Genomic DNA, 16,775 nt, shown 5'->3' with positions numbered 1-16,775 from the left:
ATTTAATAACTTAATTTGTTATAAAACTAATCTAATAAAACATTATTTAATAACTTAATTTGTTATAAAACTAATCTAATAAAACATTATTTAATAACTTAATTTGTTATAAAGCTAATCTAATAAAACATTATTTAATAACTTAATTTGTTATAAAACTAATCTAATAAAACATTATTTAATAACTTAATTTGTTATAAAACTAATCTAATAAAACATTATTTAATAATTTAACTCATTATAAAACTAATCTAATAGTTATAAAATTAATCTAATAAAACATTATTTAATAACTTAATTTGTTATAAAACTAATCTAATAAAACATTATTTAATAACTTAATTTGTTATAAAACTAATCTAATAAAACATTATTTAATAATTTAACTCGTTATAAAACTAATCTAATAGTTATAAAATTAATCTAATAAAACATTATTTAATAACTTAATTTGTTATAAAACTAATCTAATAAAACATTATTTAATAACTTAATTTGTTATAAAACTAATCTAATAAAACATTATTTAATAACTTAATTTGTTATAAAACTAATCTAATAAAACATTATTTAATAATTTAACTCATTATAAAACTAATCTAATAGTTATAAAATTAATCTAATAAAACATTATTTAATAACTTAATTTGTTATAAAACTAATCTAATAAAACATTATTTAATAACTTAATTTGTTATAAAACTAATCTAATAAAACATTATTTAATAACTTAATTTGTTATAAAACTAATCTAATAAAACATTATTTAATAACTTAATTTGTTATAAAACTAATCTAATAAAACATTATTTAATAATTTAACTCATTATAAAACTAATCTAATAGTTATAAAATTAATCTAATAAAACATTATTTAATAACTTAATTTGTTATAAAACTAATCTAATAAAACATTATTTAATAACTTAATTTGTTATAAAACTAATCTAATAAAACATTATTTAATAACTTAATTTGTTATAAAGCTAATCTAATAAAACATTATTTAATAACTTAATTTGTTATAAAACTAATCTAATAAAACATTATTTAATAATTTAACTCATTATAAAACTAATCTAATAGTTATAAAATTAATCTAATAAAACATTATTTAATAACTTAATTTGTTATAAAACTAATCTAATAAAACATTATTTAATAACTTAATTTGTTATAAAACTAATCTAATAAAACATTATTTAATAACTTAATTTGTTATAAAACTAATCTAATAAAACATTATTTAATAACTTAATTTGTTATAAAGCTAATCTAATAAAACATTATTTAATAACTTAATTTGTTATAAAACTAATCTAATAAAACATTATTTAATAATTTAACTCATTATAAAACTAATCTAATAGTTATAAAATTAATCTAATAAAACATTATTTAATAACTTAATTTGTTATAAAACTAATCTAATAAAACATTATTTAATAACTTAATTTGTTATAAAGCTAATCTAATAAAACATTATTTAATAACTTAATTTGTTATAAAACTAATCTAATAAAACATTATTTAATAACTTAATTTGTTATAAAACTAATCTAATAAAACATTATTTAATAACTTAATTTGTTATAAAACTAATCTAATAAAACATTATTTAATAATTTAACTCGTTATAAAACTAATCTAATAGTTATAAAATTAATCTAATAAAACATTATTTAATAACTTAATTTGTTATAAAACTAATCTAATAAAACATTATTTAATAACTTAATTTGTTATAAAACTAATCTAATAAAATATTATTTAATAATTTAACTCGTTATAAAACTAATCTAATAGTTATAAAACTAATCTAATAAAACATTATTTAATAACTTAATTTGTTATAAAGTTAATCTAATAAAATATTATTTAATAATTTAACTCGTTATAAAACTAATCCAATAGTTATAAAACTAATCTAATAGTTATAAAATTAATTTAATAAAACATTATTTAATAACTAATTTAATTAAATATTAATTAATAATAATTATTAAAATAATTTATTTAAATAATATTTTTATATTTATTATAAAAATAATTAAATTTAAATAAAATATTAATAAATATTATTTGTATAATTTATTAATTTAAATTTAATTTTAAATAATCTTTAATTAAAAATTTATTTTCTAAATATAATTTATTAATTTAAATTTAATTTTAAATAATCTTTAATTAAAAATTTATTTTCTAAATATAATTTATTAATTTAAATTTAATTTTAAATAATCTTTAATTAAAAATTTATTTTCTAAATATAATTTATTAATTTAAATTTAATTTTAAATAATCTTTAATTAAAAATTTATTTTCTAAATATAATTTATTAATTTAAATTTAATTTTAAATAATCTTTAATTAAAAATTTATTTTCTAAATATAATTTATTAATTTAAATTTAATTTTAAATAATCTTTAATTAAAAATTTATTTTCTAAATATAATTTATTAATTTAAATTTAATTTTAAATAATCTTTAATTAAAAATTTATTTTCTAAATATAATTTATTAATTTAAATTTAATTTTAAATAATCTTTAATTAAAAATTTATTTTCTAAATATAATTTATATATAAAAATATTTTTTTTTTTTTTAAAAGAAAATTTTTTTTTAAAAAAAAATTTTTAAAGAGTATTTTTATAAAATATACTTTTTTTCTGCAAAAGTCAATAAATTTATATTTTTAAAAAAATATTTTATTTTTTTTTTTTAAAAATTTTATTAGCTTTATAACTAGATCTTACTAAAGGTCCTGATATAACAGTTTTAAAACCTAATTTATAAGCTTCTTTTTTAAATTTTTTAAATTTTATTTTTTTTATATATCTATGAACTGGAATATGTTTTTTTGTTGGCATTAAATATTGTCCAATAGTTAAAATATCAACATTATTTTTTTTAATATCATATATTGTATTTAAAATTTCTTCATCAGTTTCACCTAAACCTATTATTAATCCAGATTTTGTTAATAAATTAGGAAAATTTAATTTTATTTTTTTTAATAATTTTAATGAATTAAAATAATTTCCTCCTGGTTTAATTTTTTTATATAATCTATAAGTAGTTTCAATATTATGATTTATAACATCTGGTAAATTTTTACTTAAAATTTTAATAGCTAAATTATTTTTTTTTTTAAAATCAGGTACTAAAATTTCTATTTTAGTTTTAGGAGATATTTTACGTATATTTTTTATACATTTAGCAAATTGTTCAGCACCTCCATCTTTTAAATCATCTCTAGTAACACTAGTAATAACAACATAATCAAGTTTTAATTTTAAAATTATATTTGCTATATTTTTTGGTTCATTAATATCAATTTTTGTTGGTTTTCCATTTTTAATATTACAAAAAAAACATTTTCTAGTACATTTATTTCCCATTATCATAAATGTAGCAATACCTTTTGTAAAACATTTTATAATATTTGGACAAGCAGCTTCTTCACATACAGTAATAATTTTATTTATTTTTAAAATTTTTTTCATTGAAAAAAAATTTTTATTTTCAAAATTTGTTTTTATTTTTAACCATTTAGGTTTTTTAATTATTTTTTTATTATTATTCATAATATAATTTATTTATTTAAATAATAAATTATTTTTTTAATAAAATTTTTTTTTATATTTTTTTTAGAAATTTTAGAATTTAAAGTTTTTATATCTACAATTTTAATATTTTTACATCCACATGGATAAATATATTCAAAAGGTTTTAAATTCATATTTATATTTAAAGAAATACCATGATATGTATAATATTTTTTAGTTATTTTTAAACCTAAAAAAGCAATTTTTGCATTTTTCCAAAAACCATTACTTATATAAATTCCAGGTTTTTTTTTTTTTTTACTATTTATGTTATACATTTTTAATGTATCAATAATAGAATTTTCTAAAATATTAATAAATTTAAATAAATAAAATTTATTTTTAATAATTTTTTTAAATAAATTTAATAAAAAGTAAATTACTATTTGACCTGGTCCATGATAAGTTACATCTCCTCCTCTATCTGTTTTAATAATTGGAATATTATGTGCATTAATAATATTTTTTATATTTGCATTTAAACCTAATGTAAAACATGGATTATGTTCAACAATCCATATTTCATTAATAGTATTTTTATTTCTTTTTTTAATAAAATTAATCATTTTTTTAAATGTTATTTTATAATCTTCTTTACCTTTATCAATTATATTTATATTAAACATATTAATTATTTTTTTTTTGAAATTATTATTAAAAAATGTTTTTTTTTAATTTTAGGAATTTTAAAAAATATTTTTTTTATAATTGTCCATTTTTTAGGTATATTATTAATTTCTTTTTTTGAAATTATTGTTTTCATAGCAAAAAAAAATCCATTAAATTTTAATAAATGTTTTGCCCATTTAATAAATTGTTTTATATTTGTTAAACTTCTTGATATAATTATATCGTAAAATTTTTTTTTTTAAAATTTTCTACTCTTGTTAAAAATATAGATATATTTTTTAAATTTAATTCTATTTTTACTTGATTTAAAAATATTATTTTTTTATTTTTTGAATCTATTAAATGTATTTTAGTTTTAGGAGATATTTTTTCTAATAAAATAGCAATTATTATTCCAGGTAATCCTACACCTGAACCAACATCTAAAATATAATTTTTATTTTTTAAATATTTTATAATTGTTAAAGAATCTAAAATATGAAAAAAAATAATTTTTTTAGATGTTTTTATAGAAGTTAAATTATAAATTTTATTCCATTTTTTTATTAAAAAAATAAATTTTAATATTTTTTTAATTTGATTTTTTTTTAAAAAAACTCCTATTTTTTTAGAATTTTTTTTTAATATATCACTTATATATTTCATATAAAAATAATTATTTTTTATATTTAAATAATATTATTAATATTGATATTGATGAAAAAGTTATACCAGAAATTTTAGAAGCTTGACCAATTGTTTTTGGTTTATATTTATTAAGTTTTTCTTTTGCTTCATTAGATAATGTTTTAATATTCATATAATTAAAATTATATGGTAATTTTATATTTTCGTATTTATTATGATTAATAATATTTTTATATTCTTTTTTAATATATCCTTCATATTTTATTTTTATATTTATTTCTTTAGAAATTTTTTTATTAGTTATTTTATAATTAGTAATTAATTTATTATTAATATCTAACATAGATAATAATTTTTCATAAGTTATATATGGTCTTTTTAATAAATTATAAAAATTATATTCTTTTTTTATAGATTTTAATAAAATTCTTTTAATTTCTTTTTTTTTAATAATTTTTGGATTTATCCATATTGTTTTTAATCTTTTAATTTCATTATTAATTATTTTTTTTTTTTTTTTAAAAAGTTGCCATTGTTTTTTTTTTATACAACCTAAACTTTTTGCAATTTTTGTTAAACGATAATCTGCATTATCTTCTCTTAAATATAATCTATATTCAGCTCTACTAGTAAACATTCTATAAGGTTCATTAATACTTTGTGTTGTTAAATCATCTATTAATACTCCTAAATATGCTTCATTTCTTTTAGGAAACCATTGTTCTTTATAAGATGCATTTAAAGAAGCATTTATCCCTGCTAATAAACCTTGTGAAGCTGCTTCTTCATAACCAGTAGTTCCATTTATTTGTCCTGCAAAATATAAACCTGAAATTTCTTTTGTTTCTAAAGTTAATTTTAAAAATTTAGGATCAAAACAATCATATTCTATAGCATATCCAGGTCTTAAAATATGAGCATTTTCTAAACCTTTTATAGAATGTAAAATTTTTAATTGAATTTCAAAAGAAAAACTAGTAGAAATTCCATTAGGATAAATTTCATTATTTTTTGAACTTTCCATTTCTAAATAAATTTTATGTGATTTTTTTTCTGGAAATTTTAAAAATTTTTCTTCTATAGAAGGACAATATCTAGGGCCTATTCCTTTAATTATCCCTGAATACATTGGATTTTTTTTAATATTTTTTATAATTATTTCACGTGTATTATTGTTAGTTTTAGTTATCCAACAATTTTTTTGTTTTTTATTTTTTTCATTATTACTCATAATAGAAAAAAATGGTATAGGATTTTTATCACCTTTATGTTTTTTTAACTTTAAAAAATTTATACTTCTTGCATCAATTCTTGGTGGTGTTCCTGTTTTTAATCTTTTTTTAGGAATATTTAATTCATTTAAATTTTTTGATAAATTTATAGAAGATTTTTCACCTAAACGTCCAGATTTATAATTATATGAACCTATATGAATTTTTCCATTTAAAAAAGTTCCAGTAGTTAATATTACTGATTTACATTTTAATAAAAGTCCAGATTGAGTAATTACTCCAATAATTTTATTATTTTTAATTTTAATATTATCAATTGTTTCTTGAAAAATTAAAAGATTTTTTTCTTTTTCTAATGTTTGTCTTATAAAAATTTTATATAAGATTTTATCTACTTGTACTCTAGTGGATTGAACCGCTGCTCCTTTTGAAGTATTTAATGTTTTAAAATGTATTCCTGCTTTATCTGTTATAATAGGCATAATTCCTCCCATAGCATCAATTTCTTTAACTAAATGTCCTTTTCCTATTCCTCCTATAGAAGGATTACAAGACATTTGTCCAATTGTATCAATATTATCTGTTAAAAGAAGAGTTTTAGATTTCATTCTTGATGCAACTGATGCTGCTTCAATACCAGCATGTCCACCACCTACAACAATTACATCAAATATATCTGTTAATAACATTTATTTATTTTTTTTAAAAATATTATTTTCCTATACAAAATTTTGAAAAAATATTTTTTAAGATTTTTTTTGAATGTTTTTTACCTGTAATTTTATTTAATTTATTTTGAATTATTTTTAATTCTTCTGCTAAAAAATCATTAATATTTATATTTTTTTTTTTTTTATCATAAGAATAAAAAATAGCTTTTTTTAAATGTTTTTTAATTTTTTTAAAAATTATTAATTGTTTTTTATTAATCATATATTTTTGTTTTGAATATATATTATAATTTATATTATTTTTTAATTTTTTTTTTAAAAAATTTATTCCAATATTTTTTTTTGCTGATAAAAAAATATGAATATTATTTATATTTTTTTTTATTTGTAATTTATTATTTAAAATATCTATTTTATTCCAAATAAAAATTTTTTTAATATTTTTAGGTATTTTTTTAATATTTTTTTTATCTTCTTTAGAAATACCTTTACAAATATCAAAAACATATAAAATTATATTTGAATTTTTAATTTCATTTAAAGTTTTTTTTATACCTATTTTTTCAATAATATTAATTTTTAAATTTTTTTTATTTATATTTTTAATACCAGCAGTATCTATAATATTAAATATTATTCCTTTTATTTCTATTTTTGTTATTAATTTATCTCTAGTAGTACCTGCAATATTTGTTACTATAGCTGTTTTAGTATTAGATAAAATATTTAATAATGATGATTTACCTACATTAGGTTTTCCAATAATTAATGTATTTATACCATTATTAAAAATAATTTTTTTTGAAATATTTAAAGATATTTGTTTTAATTTTTTTTTAATTTTTATTAATTTTTTATATATATTAATATTTTTATTTTTTATAATAATTTCTTCTGGAAAATTTAAATATGCTTCTATAAAAATTCTTAATTTTTTAATTTTTTTTTCAATATTATTTATTAAAAATGATAATTTTCCTTTTAATGAATTAATAGCAAATTTTGCTGCTTTTTTTGTAGAAGCTTTTATTAAATCAGCAATAGCTTCTGCTTGTATTAAATCTATTTTTTTATTTAAAAAAGCTCTTTGTGTAAATTCACCAGGTTTTGCAATTTTTAAATTTATTATTTTTCCAATTTTTAAACAATTAGAAAATATCCTATTCATAATAATAGGATTTCCATGTGAATGAATTTCTAATAAATTTTCTCCTGTATATGAATTAGGAGCTTTAAAATATATAATTAATCCATAATCTATAATATTTCCTTTAATATTTTTAAAACTTGTATAAGTTGCATATCGTGGTTTTAAATTATTTTTATTTTTATTACAAATTTTATTTATTATAATCCATAAATTTTCTCCAGATATTCTTATTATCCCAATAGCACTTTTATTTAAAGATGTTGAAATTGCTATTATAGGATGAGAATATAAGTTCATATTTTATTTTAATAAAATTATTTGTTGTAAAATAGATAAAAAATTATTTGTTATCCAATATAATACTATACTAGAAGGCATATGTGAAAATATTAAAATAAAACTTATTGCAATTAATATTGATGAAATATTTATAGAATTTTTATTTTTAAAATTTAAATTTGATTGTAAAAGAGAAGTAATACTCATTATAATTGGTAATATAAAATATGTATCTGGTAAAGATAAATCTTTTATCCAAAATATCCAATGTGCATTTCTAAATTCTATTGAGTTAGATAAAACTGTAAATAAAGATAAATAAAATGGTAATTGAATAATTATAAAGAATATACTAATAATAAAACTTATCTTTTCTTTTTTATATAAATTATTAATTTTTTTTTTTATATAATTATTATTAAGTTGAATTTGATTAATATTTTTTTTATTTTTAAAAAATAAATTAAATTTATTAAATTTTTCTTGTACATATATTGTTATTGGTAGAAAAATTATTTTAATAACTATTGTTAATAATATTATATTCCATCCCCAATTATTAATAATTGTATGTATTTTTATTAATAACCAATATATAGGTTTTATAAAAAATAATAATTTTCCATAATTTTTTATTAATTCTAAACTATTGTTTATTTTTTTTAAAAAATTTAAATTTTGTGGACCTGAATATAAACCAAAAGTTATATTTAAAGAGTGTTTAGGTAAAATATTTTTTATTTTTAATATATTTCCTATTGCATATAAATTATTATTAATTTTTTTTGTATAAAATGAATTTATTGAATTTTTAGGCATTATTAAAACAGATGTAAAGTAATGTTGTATAAATGCTATCCATCCTTCATGAGAAACTATATAATTTTTACCATTTTTATTATTAATTGTGTTAAGATTAATTTTTTGAAATTTTTTATTATTTGTATATACTCCAAAACCAGTAAAAGGTTTATAAAATTTTGTTTCTTCTAAAGATTTATTATTATCATGTAATATTTTTAAATATATTTTTGGATTAATTATTTTAGAATTATTATTAAATAAATTAAATTTTATTTTTATATAATAACTATTATTTTTAAATGTAAAAATTTTTAAAAATTTAATTTTTTTATTTTTTGAAGATAAAATTACTTTTATTTTATTTTTTTTTTTAATAACATTTTTTAATATATAATGTGTTTTATTATTAGGAAATTTTTTGTTAATAAACCCAGTTTGTAATTTATAAATATTTTTATTATTATTTTTAAATAAAAAAAGATTTTTATTTTTTTTAAAATTATTTTTAAATTTTAATAATTCTATTTTTGAAATATCTCCACCAATTTTATTTAAAGTAATTTTCATTAAATTGGTAATTATTGTAATATTATTAGTATTTTTTTTTAAAATATTTAATTTTTTATCTATATTATTTTTTTCTAAATAAAAATATTTATTTTTTAAAAAAATATTTTTATTATGAATATAATTAAAATTAAATATTATATATATAATACTTAAAATTATTATAATTTTATTTTTTCTCATAAATTAATATAAAATATATATTATATAATATAAAAAATTTTATTTATTTTTAATAAATAAATTGCTTATAATTTTTTTTTTTTTTAAAAAAATAATTAAAATTTTTATTTTTTTTTTAATATTATTTTTAATAATATTATTATTAGTATCAAAAATATTATTTATTTTAAATAATTTTATAATTATATTTTTTTTAAAAAAAAAAAATTTTAAATGTTCTTTAATTATTCTTTTTATAGCATTTCTTTTTGTAGATTTTTTAATTATTTTTTTAGAAATATTAATAATTATTTTTTTTTTTTTTTTAAAAAAAAAAAAATAATAAAATTATTTATTATATAACTTTTTTTTTTCATAAATTTTATAAAAATTATAAATTAATTAAAAATTTTCTTTTTTTTAATCTTCTTGAATTTAAAATATTTTTACCATTTTTAGTTGACATTCTTTTTCTAAATCCATGAGTTCTTTTACGTTTTATTTTAGATGGTTGATAAGTTCTTTTCATATTTTATAAATATTAATAATATTATTTTTAAATTTTAATATATATTAAATATATATTATTTATAATAATATATAAAATAATATATATTATATATATTTTATTTTTTTATTATATATAAATAATATATATTATTATAAATATATAAATATTTTTTTAAAATAATTTTTGAAAAATATATAATTATGGTTATTATACGTTTATCTCGTAAAGGTGTTAAAAAACGTCCTTTTTTTAGTATTATTGTTGCTGATTCAAAAAGTCCAAGAAATGGTAAATTTTTAGAAAAAATTGGTTTTTATAATCCATGTATTTTATATAATAAAAAAAAAAAATTTTATATTTTTAAAAAACGTTTAATTTTTTGGAAAAATTTAGGTGCTCAATTATCAAATACTGTTAATCGTTTAATAAAACATTTTAATATATTATAATTTTAAAAAATATTTTTTATATATATATTTTATAAAAATTATTAATTAAATTATATTTATTTTTAAAATTTTAAAAAAAATTTTTAATATAAAAATGAATTTAATAGATATTTTAGAAAAAGAAGAAATTATTAAAATGAATAAAAATATTCCATATTTTAATTCAGGTGATACAATAATAGTAAGTATAAATGTTATAGAAGGTAATAGAAAAAGAATTCAATTATATGAAGGTATAGTTATTGCTAAACGTAATAGAGGTTTTAATTCTAGTTTTATTGTAAGAAAAGTTTCTTATGGTGAAGGAATAGAACGTACTTTTCAATTATATTCTCCTTTAATTTATAATATAAAAATTAAACGTAGAGGTAGTGTAAGACGTGCAAAATTATATTATATGAGAAAAAAATTTGGTAAATCAGCACGTATAAAAGAGAAGATTTTTTATAAAAAAAAACATTTTTTTTAAAATATATATTTTTTATTTTATATAAATTATGAAATTTAGAATTGAATGTGATTCAATTGGTTGTTTAAATGTTCCTTTTAAAAGATTATGGGGGGCTCAAACTCAAAGATCTTTAAAATATTTCAAAATTTCTTTTGAACGTATGCCTAGTGAAGTTATTAAAGCTTTAATTGTTATTAAAAGATCTTGTGCAAAAGTAAATTTTACTTTAGGATTAATTGATAAAAAAAAAAGTTCAGCAATTATTAAAGCTGCTGATGAAATTATTTTAGGAAAATATAAAGATGAATTTCCTTTATTAGTTTGGCAAACAGGTTCTGGAACACAAAGTAATATGAATGTTAATGAAGTATTAGCAAATTTAGGATCTAAAATTTTAGGAGGGGAATTAGGAAAAAATCGTTTAATACATCCTAATGATGATGTTAATAAAGGTCAATCTTCTAATGATGTTTTTCCAACTGCTATGCATATATCTTCTTTTGAATTTATTAAAAAAAAATTAATTCCTTCTTTAGAAAAATTAATTTTTTCTTTAAAATTAAAGTCAGAAGAATTTAAAGATATTATAAAAATTGGTAGAACTCATTTACAAGATGCTATACCTTTAACATTAGGACAGGAATTTTCTGCATATGTTAGTCAATTAGAATACGTTAAATCATCTATTATTTTTATGTTAGAAGGTATTAAAGAATTAGCTATTGGTGGAACTGCTGTAGGTACTGGTTTTAATACTCATATTAATTTTGATAAATTAGTAGTAAAAGAATTAAATTCTTTTTATAAATGTAAATTTAAAATTTCTTCTAATAAATTTTCTTCCTTATCAAATCATGATATTTTAGTTTTTTCACATGGTGTATTAAAAACTTTATCTTCTACTTTAATGAAAATTGCTAATGATATAAGATGGCTTTCTTCTGGACCTAGATGTGGATTAGGAGAAATTATAATTCCTGAAAATGAACCTGGAAGTTCAATAATGCCAGGAAAAATTAATCCTACACAATGTGAAGTTATAACTATGTTATGTGCACAAATTTTTGGTAATGATGTTTCTATAAATATAGGAGGATTTTCTGGGAATTTTCAATTAAATGTTTTTAAACCGTTAATTATTTATAATTTTTTACAAAGTATTCGTTTACTTACTGATGGTATGATTAATTTTGAAAAATTTTGTATTAAAGGTATAAAAGCAAATTTTAAAAGAATAAATTTTTTATTAAAAAATTCTTTGATGTTAGTTACAGCTTTAACTCCTTATATAGGTTATGATAAAGCTGCTAAAATAGCTAAAAATGCTTATAATAAAAATATTACTTTAAAAAAATCAGCTTTAGAATTAGGTTATATTTCAGAAGAACAATTTGAAAAATGGATTAATTTTAAAAAAATGATTAAAAAAAAATAATTTTTTTTAAAAAAAATAATAATGATCTATTAATAATGTAATAAACATTAAAAATAAATAATATATTGAATATTTAAATGTTTTTAATGTAATATAATTTGTATATTTATAAAATAAATTCCATGAATATTTTATAAAAATTAAATTTAATAATATTGTTATATATATGTATATATAACCACTCATTTTAATAAAAAATGGTATTAGTGAAATTATAAATACTATAATAGTATATATAAAAATATTAATTTTTGTAAATTTTTCTCCATGAGTTATTGGAAGTATTGGTAATTTTGATTTTATATAATCTTTTTTATAAAACATAGCTAATGACCAAAAATGTGGTGGTGTCCAAAAAAAAATTATTAATACAAGTATCCAAGGTTTTATTGAAAAAATTGTATTTTTTATAGTTGCCCATCCTAATATTGGTGGTAAAGCTCCTGGTAAACCTCCTATTATTATATTATATGATGTAAAAGGTTTTATAAATATTGTATATATTATAGAATATCCTATAAATGTTATTATAGTTAACCACATTGTTAATTTATTAACAAAAGTATATAAAAAATATATTCCTGATAAATTAAATATACTAAAAATTAATAAAATTATATAAATATTTATTTTATTTTTAGCTGTTGCTCTATTTTGAGTTCTTTTCATTAAAATATCTCTTTTTTTTTCTATTAAACAATTAATTATAAATGCTGAGCTTGATATTAACCATATTCCTATGGTAGAAAATATTATTTTTTTTAAATAAAAATGTTTATTTATAGCTAGAAACATACTTATAACAGTACAAAAAATAACTAAAAATGTAATTTTTGGTTTTGTTAAAGAAAAATATTTTAAAAATATATTTTTAAACATATTTATATTTATTTTTTATATATTATTTTTTTTATAAGAATTTAATTATTATTAATAAAAAAAAATAAATTTTATATTTTATATATTTTTTGTAGTATTATTTAAATTTATTAAAATTTAAAAAAAATATAAATAATTTTTATTATTTTATACACATTAAATATGTTATTAAAAAAATTTAGTGTGGAATTTTTCCCTCCTAAAACTATTGAAGGTATTAATAATTTGCGATTTACAATGAATAAATTATCAAAATTAAATCCTACTTTTTTTTCTGTTACACATGGTACATGTAATAATACTCAATATGGAACTTTTAATACTGTTTTAGAAATTTTTAAAAATGGATATAATGTTGTTCCTCATATTTCATGTATTGGAAATACAAAAAATACTTTAAAATCTATAATTTATCAGTATAAATCTATGGGTATTAAAGATATAGTTGTTTTAAGAGGAGATATTATAAAAAAATATAAAGAAAAAAAAAATTTAAATAATTTTAATTATGCTGAGGAATTAATAAAATTTATTAAATTTAATACTGGTAATTGGTTTAATATTAAAGTTGCTGCTTATCCTGAAAAACATTTTGAAACAAATTCTTTTTTTAAAGATATATATTATTTTATTAAAAAAGTAAGATTAGGAGTTAATTCAGCAATTACTCAATATTTTTATAATATAGATGCTTATTTTAATTTTGTAGATAATATACAAAAATTAGGTATTTATATTCCAATAATACCAGGAATTATGCCAATAATTAGTTATTCTCAATTAAAAAGATTTTCTAATATTTGTGGTTCAGAAATTCCTAAATGGATTCATTTAAAATTATTAGATTATAAAAATGATATAAATTCTATTAAATCTTTTGGTATTGATTTAATAACAGAAATGTGTCAAAAGTTATTAGAAAATGGCGTTTCTAAATTACATTTTTATACGTTAAATAATCCTTATGCTACTATAAAAATATGCAAAAATTTGAATTTTTATTAAAATTTTTAAAGTGTTTTTGATGAATAATATAAATAATATTCATTTTTAAAAAGTTTTTCATGAGTGTAGCACATGTTTTAGGATTCCCTCGAATCGGTAGCAATAGAGAGCTTAAATTTGCTATGGAATCTTTTTGGATAAAAAAAATCAATGAAAAATCTTTAAGGGATATTGGTAAAGAAATTTGCTTAATAAATTGGGATGCTCAAATTAATTCTAATATGGATTATATTACTGTTGGTGATTTTTCTTGGTATGATCATGTTTTAAGTACATTAGTTTTATTTGGTGCTATTCCTACACGTTTTAAATTTAATCCTAGAAAAATAAATTTAAGAAAATATTATATTATGGCTCGTGGAGATAAAAATCATTTAGCTATGGAAATGACAAAATGGTTTAATACTAATTATCATTATTTAGTTCCTGAATGGTCTCCAGATATTCTTTTTAAAGGAGATGCAACTTGGTTATTTGAGGAAATTTTTAATGCTTATACAAAAGATAAAAAAATTAAAGTTGTATTATTAGGTCCATTAACTCTTTTATATTTAGGAAAAATTAAATATGGTTTATCACATAAATTAGATTTATTACCTAAATTACTTATTTCTTATAAAAATATTATAAGAAGATTAAAACGAAAAGATATTTCATTAATTCAAATAGAAGAACCTATTTTAACGTTAGAATTAGATAATTTATGGTTAGATGCTTTTAAAAAAACTTATATAGAATTAGGAAATTATTATCCATTTTTATTATTAACAACTTATTTTGATTCAATAAATAAAGAAAATTTTTTTTATTTAAAAGAATTACCAATTTATGGTATTCATATTGATGCTGTTTATGGAAATTCTCAATTAAAAAATTTTTTAAAATTTTGGCCTATAAATAAGATTTTATCTATTGGTATAGTAGATGGAAGAAATATTTGGCGTTCTGATTTAAAAAGTGCATTTTTTAAATTAAGACCATTTTATAAAAAATTTGGTAATAAATTATGGATATCTTCTAGTTGTTCTTGTCTACATGTACCTATAGATTTAAAATATGAAAAATTTATTGATTCTGAAATTAAATCTTGGTTATCTTTTACAATTCAAAAATTAGATGAAATTTTTATTATTAAAGAAGCTTTTTTTGGTAATTTTTATAAAATAATAAAATATTTTATATCTTCAGAAAAAATTGTTAAAAGTAAAAAAAAATCTATAAGAATTCATAATAATTTAGTAAAAATTGCTATAGATAAAATACAAAAAATAAATATTAATCGTAATTCTACTTTTACAAAAAGAATAGTTATACAAAAAAAAAATTTAAATCTTCCTAATTTTCCTATAACAACTATTGGTTCTTTCCCTCAAACTTCTAAAATTAGAAAATTAAGATTTAATTATAAATCTGGAAGAATTGGTTATTTAGAATATTTAAAAAAAATTAAAAAAGAAATTCATTTTGTAATTAAAAAACAAGAAGAGTTTGGATTAGATGTATTAGTGCATGGTGAATCTGAACGTAATGATATGGTAGAATTTTTTGGTGAACAATTATCAGGTTTTGGTTTTACTTTTAATGGTTGGGTGCAAAGTTATGGTTCTCGTTGTGTAAAACCACCATTTATATATGGTGATGTATATAGACCAAAAGTTATGACTACTTATTTAAGTGAATTTGCTCAAAGTTTAACAAAAAAACCAGTAAAGGGTATGTTAACTGGTCCAATAACAATGTTATTTTGGTCTTTTGTTAGAAATGATCAAGAAAAAAGAATTACTGCTTTACAAATCGCTTTAGCTTTAAGGAAAGAAGTGAGAGATTTGGAAAAAGCAGGGATAAGTATTATTCAAATTGATGAACCAGCTTTAAGAGAAGGATTACCTTTAAAAAAATCTAAATGGAAAGAATATTTAAAATGGGCTATATATGCATTTAAAATAACTTTTTCATTTGTAAATGATAAAACGCAAATTCATACACATATGTGTTATTCAGAATTTAATGATATATTAAATTGGATTATTAAAATGGATGCTGATGTTATTACTATAGAAACTGCTAAATCAAATATGAAATTATTAAATAATTTTAATTATCCTAATGATATAGGTCCAGGAATTTATGATATTCATTCTCCAAGAATTCCAAATGTTAAAGAAATTTCTAATTTAATTAATAAAGCTCGTAATTTCATTCCTGATAAAAATTTATGGATAAACCCTGATTGTGGTTTAAAAACTCGTTCTTGGAAAGAAATTTCTTCAGTATTAACTAATATAGTAAAATCTGTTAAAAATATTAGATAAA

12 protein-coding genes and 1 pseudogene are annotated in these 16,775 nt (G+C 15.9%); 5 read left to right on the top strand and 8 right to left on the bottom strand.

The window, feature by feature from the left end; all coding sequences use genetic code 11:
• Positions 1-2,710: 2,710 nt before the first annotated feature.
• The 7 genes and pseudogenes from lipA to rpmH form a co-directional block, all read right to left on the bottom strand.
• Positions 2,711-3,589, bottom strand: a complete 879-nt coding sequence (lipA, locus tag AACL00_RS00695) for a lipoyl synthase (protein ID WP_339045105.1) — start codon at positions 3,587-3,589, stop codon at positions 2,711-2,713.
• An 8-nt stretch (positions 3,590-3,597) separates the two neighbouring features.
• Entirely contained in the window at positions 3,598-4,236 is a 639-nt protein-coding gene (gene lipB, locus AACL00_RS00690) for a lipoyl(octanoyl) transferase LipB (protein WP_339045104.1), read from the bottom strand.
• 5 nt (positions 4,237-4,241) lie between these two features.
• Positions 4,242-4,885 (bottom strand): annotated as a pseudogene (gene rsmG, locus AACL00_RS00685) (16S rRNA (guanine(527)-N(7))-methyltransferase RsmG).
• A 10-nt stretch (positions 4,886-4,895) separates the two neighbouring features.
• Positions 4,896-6,788 (bottom strand): tRNA uridine-5-carboxymethylaminomethyl(34) synthesis enzyme MnmG, encoded by a 1,893-nt coding sequence (mnmG, locus tag AACL00_RS00680; protein ID WP_339045103.1) that lies wholly within the window; start codon positions 6,786-6,788, stop codon positions 4,896-4,898.
• 22 nt (positions 6,789-6,810) lie between these two features.
• The gene (gene mnmE / locus AACL00_RS00675; RefSeq protein WP_339045102.1) at positions 6,811-8,217 is read right to left on the bottom strand and encodes a tRNA uridine-5-carboxymethylaminomethyl(34) synthesis GTPase MnmE; all 1,407 of its coding nucleotides are present in this window, start codon (positions 8,215-8,217) and stop codon (positions 6,811-6,813) included.
• A 3-nt stretch (positions 8,218-8,220) separates the two neighbouring features.
• Positions 8,221-9,753: a membrane protein insertase YidC gene (gene yidC, locus AACL00_RS00670; protein WP_339045101.1), complete on the bottom strand. Its 1,533-nt coding sequence runs from the start codon at positions 9,751-9,753 to the stop codon at positions 8,221-8,223.
• A gap of 370 nt (positions 9,754-10,123) precedes the next feature.
• Complete coding sequence (gene rpmH, locus AACL00_RS00665) at positions 10,124-10,261, bottom strand: 50S ribosomal protein L34 (RefSeq protein ID WP_339045100.1); 138 nt, start codon at positions 10,259-10,261, stop codon at positions 10,124-10,126.
• 182 nt (positions 10,262-10,443) lie between these two features.
• On the opposite strand from rpmH, the gene rpsP reads away from it, so the two are divergent.
• The 3 genes from rpsP (at position 10,444) to fumC (ending at position 12,578) form a co-directional block, all read left to right on the top strand.
• A complete protein-coding gene (gene rpsP / locus AACL00_RS00660) occupies positions 10,444-10,692 on the top strand; it encodes a 30S ribosomal protein S16 (protein ID WP_339045099.1) in 249 nt (82 codons plus the stop codon).
• Positions 10,693-10,786: 94 nt separating this feature from the next.
• Positions 10,787-11,161 (top strand): 50S ribosomal protein L19, encoded by a 375-nt coding sequence (rplS, locus tag AACL00_RS00655; RefSeq protein ID WP_339045098.1) that lies wholly within the window; start codon positions 10,787-10,789, stop codon positions 11,159-11,161.
• A gap of 28 nt (positions 11,162-11,189) precedes the next feature.
• Complete coding sequence (gene fumC / locus AACL00_RS00650) at positions 11,190-12,578, top strand: class II fumarate hydratase (RefSeq protein WP_339045097.1); 1,389 nt, start codon at positions 11,190-11,192, stop codon at positions 12,576-12,578.
• 6 nt (positions 12,579-12,584) lie between these two features.
• Here the strand turns inward: fumC and cyoE are convergent, their stop codons facing one another.
• Positions 12,585-13,457, bottom strand: a complete 873-nt coding sequence (gene cyoE / locus AACL00_RS00645; RefSeq protein WP_339045096.1) for a heme o synthase — start codon at positions 13,455-13,457, stop codon at positions 12,585-12,587.
• A 162-nt stretch (positions 13,458-13,619) separates the two neighbouring features.
• On the opposite strand from cyoE, the gene metF reads away from it, so the two are divergent.
• A complete protein-coding gene (gene metF, locus AACL00_RS00640) occupies positions 13,620-14,462 on the top strand; it encodes a methylenetetrahydrofolate reductase [NAD(P)H] (RefSeq protein ID WP_339045095.1) in 843 nt (280 codons plus the stop codon).
• 59 nt (positions 14,463-14,521) lie between these two features.
• Entirely contained in the window at positions 14,522-16,774 is a 2,253-nt protein-coding gene (gene metE / locus AACL00_RS00635) for a 5-methyltetrahydropteroyltriglutamate--homocysteine S-methyltransferase (RefSeq protein WP_339045094.1), read from the top strand.
• The last annotated feature ends 1 nt before the right edge of the window (position 16,775 follow it).

The organism is Candidatus Zinderia endosymbiont of Aphrophora alni (assembly GCF_964019745.1).
GTDB lineage: Bacteria > Pseudomonadota > Gammaproteobacteria > Burkholderiales > Burkholderiaceae.
The sequence above is the reverse complement of the archived record's forward strand: the minus strand, read 5'-3'. Positions and strand labels throughout refer to the sequence as shown.